Source organism: Dyella sp. 01N36 (genome assembly GCF_056399745.1).
The window spans coordinates 1-5,105 of record NZ_JBFTRY010000220.1 but is presented as its reverse complement, the minus strand read 5'-3'; the positions used below and the strand labels follow the sequence as shown (position 1 = coordinate 5,105).

Annotated in this window: 7 protein-coding genes; 5 read left to right on the top strand and 2 right to left on the bottom strand. The window is 61.8% G+C overall.

Features of this window, described 5'->3' with window-relative positions; genetic code table 11:
- The coding region (gene tssH, locus AC1DMG_RS19530) for a type VI secretion system ATPase TssH (RefSeq protein WP_477180942.1) at positions 1 to 1,916 on the bottom strand (1,916 nt) is incomplete at its 3' end.
- On the opposite strand from tssH, the gene AC1DMG_RS19525 reads away from it, so the two are divergent.
- On the top strand, positions 1,881 to 2,825 hold the full coding sequence (locus tag AC1DMG_RS19525) for a type VI lipase adapter Tla3 domain-containing protein (protein WP_477180941.1): 945 nt from the start codon (positions 1,881 to 1,883) through the stop codon (positions 2,823 to 2,825). The two genes, tssH and AC1DMG_RS19525, sit on opposite strands and share 36 nt — an antisense overlap.
- Positions 2,826 to 2,883: 58 nt before the next feature.
- The gene (locus AC1DMG_RS19520) at positions 2,884 to 3,147 is read left to right on the top strand and encodes a PAAR domain-containing protein (protein WP_441603457.1); all 264 of its coding nucleotides are present in this window, start codon (positions 2,884 to 2,886) and stop codon (positions 3,145 to 3,147) included.
- Between the two features lie 26 nt (positions 3,148 to 3,173).
- Here AC1DMG_RS19520 and AC1DMG_RS19515 read toward each other — a convergent pair whose 3' ends face one another.
- Entirely contained in the window at positions 3,174 to 3,404 is a 231-nt protein-coding gene (locus AC1DMG_RS19515) for a response regulator (protein WP_441603456.1), read from the bottom strand.
- Between the two features lie 269 nt (positions 3,405 to 3,673).
- Between AC1DMG_RS19515 and AC1DMG_RS19510 the strand changes: the two genes are divergently transcribed.
- From AC1DMG_RS19510 to AC1DMG_RS19500, 3 genes are all read left to right on the top strand, one after another.
- On the top strand, positions 3,674 to 3,958 hold the full coding sequence (locus AC1DMG_RS19510; RefSeq protein ID WP_441603455.1) for a hypothetical protein: 285 nt from the start codon (positions 3,674 to 3,676) through the stop codon (positions 3,956 to 3,958).
- A gap of 46 nt (positions 3,959 to 4,004) precedes the next feature.
- Complete coding sequence (locus AC1DMG_RS19505) at positions 4,005 to 4,511, top strand: transcriptional repressor (RefSeq protein WP_441603454.1); 507 nt, start codon at positions 4,005 to 4,007, stop codon at positions 4,509 to 4,511.
- Positions 4,512 to 4,625: 114 nt separating this feature from the next.
- On the top strand, positions 4,626 to 5,051 hold the full coding sequence (locus AC1DMG_RS19500; RefSeq protein WP_441603453.1) for a MerC domain-containing protein: 426 nt from the start codon (positions 4,626 to 4,628) through the stop codon (positions 5,049 to 5,051).
- Positions 5,052 to 5,105: the final 54 nt, after the last annotated feature.

Here is a 5,105-nt window from a genome sequence, read left to right as displayed (position 1 = left end):
GGAACGACCTGCATACGGGCAAGCAGGGCGGGCTTGAAGAAGCGCATGATGCGCGAGCGCAGCGCTTCTTCATCCAGGTCGAAAAGCAATTCATCCTGCTGGTCGAAGCCCAGGTTCGAAGTGAGAAAGAACAGAATGTTCTTGCAATCGATCAAGCGGCCTTCGCCATCGGCGAGCTCACCCTTGTCAAAGGCCTGATAGAAGATATTGAGCACCTCAGGATGCGCCTTCTCCACCTCGTCCAGCAGTACCACGGAGTAGGGGCGTTGACGGATCGCTTCGGTAAGCAGGCCACCCTCGCCGTAGCCGACGTAACCGGGTGGTGCACCCAACAGACGCGATACGGTATGTTTTTCCTGGTACTCGGACATGTTGATGGTGGTGAGAAATTGCTTGCCACCAAAGAGTGCATCGGCCAGCGCCAGCGCGGTTTCGGTCTTGCCGACGCCACTCGGACCCACGAGAAGAAACGCACCAAGCGGAGTGCCGGGTCGGCGAAGATCGGCCATGGCCGTCAACAGATGCCTGTGCACTCGCTCGATGGCGTCGTCTTGCCCCTTGACGCGCTCCCTCAACAATGAGGGGAGGGTGCTCAGGCGCTCCATGCGATCACTGGTCATGCTGTTGGCGGGAATGCCAGTCCAGTCGGCAATGACCTGTGCGATCTGTTCCCGCCCGACATCGGCAAAGAGCAGGGCGCCCTCGCGCTGAAGTTCGGCAAGCTGGGCCACTTTGTCGCCCAATGCGGTGCGCGGGACGCGTTCGTCATGGGTTGAGTCTTGCCCGTGCTCCTCACCCATCGGCTGGCGCAGCGCGATGATTTCGTCGACCAGCTGCTTTTGCAGTTCCCAGTCGTGATGAATCTTCTGGGCTTGCAAGTCTATCTGGCTACGTTGGTTTTCCAGTTCTTCAAAGCGCCGCGGGTCGACGGTGCGTCCAAAACACGCGTCGCGCCGAAGGAGGTCGATCTCGGCGGCTACCTGTACTTGTTCATGCTCCAGCGCCGTCAGTCGCCGCGGTGGTTCCGCAAGCGCGGTTGCCACGCGAGCGCAGGCGGTATCAAGTACGTCGATGGCCTTGTCGGGGAGCTGGCGCCCTGCCAGATACCTGGCGGAAAGCGCCGCGGCTGCCTGTAGGGCTTCATCGGCGATGATGACATTGTGTGCCTTCTCGTAAACCGTACGCAGACCACGAAGTATGTGTACGGCTTGTTCCTGGCTGGGTTCATCGAGCTTGACCAACTGGAAGCGCCGAGACAATGCGGGATCCTTCTCGAAATACCTTTTGTATTCCGACCATGTCGTAGCGGCGATAGTGCGCAGTTCGCCACGCGCGAGCGCCGGCTTGAGGAGGTTGGCAGCATCGGTGCCACCGGCTTGATTGCCAGCGCCGATGAGAGTGTGGGCCTCGTCGATAAAGAGAATGATGCGATGAGTCGAGGTCTTGACCTCGTCGATCACTGCTTTGAGTCGTTTCTCAAATTCGCCCTTGACGGCGGCACCAGCTTGCAAGGCGCCGAGATCCAGCCCCCAGAGTGCGACTTGTCGCAGTGGCTCGGGCACGCGTTGCTCGATGATGCGCAGCGCCAGGCCTTCGACCACGGCGCTCTTGCCCACGCCGGCATCACCCACCACGATGGGGTTGTTTTTGCGCCGGCGGGAAAGTATGTCGATCATCAGATCGATCTCGCCATCACGGCAAAGCACGGGGTCGATACGGCCTGCGCGGGCCTGCGCGGTGAAGTCATGGCCGTACTTGGCCAGCGCGGAGTCTGCCTCGGGCAACGGTGCCGCCAGAGGATCCGTCGAGGATGTCTCTGTTTCTGCCGAGTTGCTAATCCTCGTCTGAGGGCTGGTGACGTCGATGAGATGCTTAGCACGATGGTGAACGGTCTTCGCCCAGACGCAGGGCTGCATTGGCACCGCATCCTCAACCTTCCCAATGGCATCGCCTGCGATGACACTCCGGAATTTGTGATCGAGAGCATCTTCCAGTTATTCGAGAGAAATCCCGATTTGCCGGCCGTGCTGATCTACACTGTTGACGGATTCAATATGCAGGCCGCGCTTTCGAGCAAAGACGTGACGCTGAAGTCGATGGGCGGCGGAGTCGATGGCCGCCCGCCAGTAAGGCTCACCGACGGCATGGTCGCCCTCGTCGTCGGCCGCCCCGAGCGCATCAACTGGCTGCGTTTCTACGCTCCCTACACCAAAATCAACAAGAACCCGATCGATCCGGAGTTCACCGGCTGGGCACGCCCGCCCAAGCAGGACTTTGTTCCATCGCCCTTTATTCCCCAGCCATTTACGAAGCGGGAACTCGAGCAGTGGGACGCCTTGAAGACGCTTGCCGTGCTGCACCGTCCGGTCACCGYTCCGCTCGACAATCCGGCCAAGCCGGGCACGCGGTTGAAGAATGAGGCGTTGACCGCCGTGTTGGCCGAAGGCTGGAATAAGGCGACCGAAACGATCGATCCGTCGCCCGCCCGCGTGTTCTACGACGCCGGACAGAAACCGGACGTGCCCGCCCTGGCCGAACTGATGCCCGCATTGAAAGCCGCCGGCAGCCCCGTCGATCTGCTCGAATCAAAGGAAAGCTACGACCTCACGCAACGCCTGGGCGATACGGGTGCCGCCTCGCCCTTCGTCGGCATCGCGCTAGCCACTATGGCCAGTTACCTCGAGGGTGATACCAGCGTGGTGGTGCCGATGCGCAACAAGGATGAGGTGACCCTGATCACCATCACTTCGCCAACGCCAGGCAAGAAGCCGTCCGGCAATCCCTTTGGCGTGACGCTGATGCCGCAGACGGCAGGTGGCAAATAGCCCTTGATCAACCTCTGCGGGCGTTTGCGCCCATGACTCATGGCATCCATATCAGGAGATGATGATGCGCTTTCCCGGCAAGCGCCCTGTGCGTGAGGGCGATAGAACCACCCATGGCGGCACTGTCATGCCGGTCTTGCACACATGGAGGATCGACGGCCGACGTATTGCTCGTGTTGGTGACGCCGTGATGTGCCCAAGGTGCGGGCCCACTACCATCGTGGAGGGGGATGCCACCTTGCGCTTTGCTGGCGCAGCGGTCGCTTTGCACGGTCATCACACCAGTTGCGGTGCTACGTTAATTGCAAGCCTGCCGGCTTAAGGAGCTCGCATGCCGGAAATGTTTCATTACTTACCGCTGCGCTGGCCGGCGCGCCGCGCCAAGGCCTCGACGCGGACGGGCAATTCATCCAGCGCAATCGGCTTGGTCAGGTCGTCGTCGTCGTCGCCGCCGCTGCCCAGGCCGCGGATGCGTTCATCGAAGCTGCTCAGTGCGCTGAGCACCAGCACCGGCGTGCGATCGTCGCTCAGGCGCATCGTCGCCAGGAGATCGAGCCCATCCAGGCCGCCGGGCAGCATGCGGTCGAGCAGGACGACATCCCATTGTTCGCTGGCGGTGCGCCAGTCCGTTTGGCGCCGTCATGGCAGACCGTGACCTCGTGGCCGGCCTGGATCAGACCTTCCTGGATCAAGGCAACGGTTTGGGTATCGTCTTCGATCAGCAGGCAGCGCATGGTTTGGATCCGCTGGAGAAACGGTAGTGGTGGCGGGTGCATGCCACGCGCGGACACCGTTTGAACGGTCTATCGTAGTGAGTCGGCCCCTCTTTACGCCTTCGTGGAGCGCCCGTGGAACAATGGCTGGAAAAAGCGACGCAAGGGGTGGATCCGGACAGTCCTGATGCCTTCCTGCACATCTTCCTCAACCTGATGGGCCTGGTGCCGTGGGTGGCGCTGTTCTGGTGGAGCGTGCTGTTTATGGTGGTGGGCGCGCTGCTGGGCTGGTGGCGTGGGCGCACGGTGGAGGGCGTCGTGCTGGCGGCCGTGCTCGGCCCGATTGGCTGGGTGGTCATTGTGTTGAGGCCGCGGCCTAAGCCCAAAGCCGTGCCGCCGCCGTTGCCGTCGCGACGCTGAGCCGGCTTGCGATGGGCTGCAACAGGCCTCACATAGACGTCGGTGTATGATGGTTTCCGAGGTGAATCCATTGAGTCATGCCGTAGACAAACCGCACACGCATCACCATCACCACGACGACGCGCAAAGCTTCGTGCGTGCGGTGGAGCATGCCAGTGAGGAACGCGGTCTCCGGTTGACCCCTCTGCGCAAAGAGGTGCTCGAACTGGTCGCCGCCGCCGGCAAGCCGGTGAAGGCGTACGACCTGCTCGATCAGCTGCGCGAGCGTCACGGCAACGCAGCGCCGCCCACGGTGTATCGCGCGCTCGATTTCCTGCTCGAGCACGGCTTCATCCACAAGCTGGAATCGATCAACGCCTTCGTCTCCTGCCATCACCCGGCCGAGGCGCACCAGGTGCCGTTCCTGATCTGCGACAACTGTTCCAGCGCCCAGGAAGTGTGCGACGAACGCGTGGCGGAGCTGATCGAGGCACAGGCCAAGAGCTTTGGCTTTCGGCCCCAGGCGCAGACGCTGGAAGTGCACGGTCTGTGCAAACACTGCCGCAAGAGCTGACTGCCTCCGCCTGAATGACCGTGGCCGGAAGGTTTGCGTTCATGGCGTTATAATGTAACATGGCGTCAATGGGTCACCTGACGACCCCTATGCTCCGTGCCGGTCCCCGATCCGATGGCAGCTCCCCAGCAGCACAACAATCGCTTTTGGTCTCTGGCTGACCGGGTGGGTGCGACAGCATCCTTCCTTTGCGCCATCCACTGCGCGGCGCTTCCGTTCGTGCTGGCGATACTTCCGTTCATTGGGCTGGGTTTCCTTGCCGACCACGCGTTCGAGCGTGGCTTCGTGATGTTTGCCTGCGCGCTGGCGCTGATCAGCCTGGTCAGCGGTTATCGACATCACCACCGGCCGGTGCCTTTGCTACTGGCGCTGCCGGGCCTGGCGTTGTTGATCTTCGGGGTCACCTTCGCCGAGAAATTCGGCATCGGCGTGCACAGCGTGATGGTCACCTGCGGCGGCTTGCTCGTGGCAAGCGCGCACTTCGTGAACTTGCGCACGCAGCGTGCGCTGCATATTCACGGTCCGCAGTGTGCTCACTGATCATCGCGGCAAAAGCCGCCGTGATTGTGTAACGGGGCCCGTGATTCCTAGCAT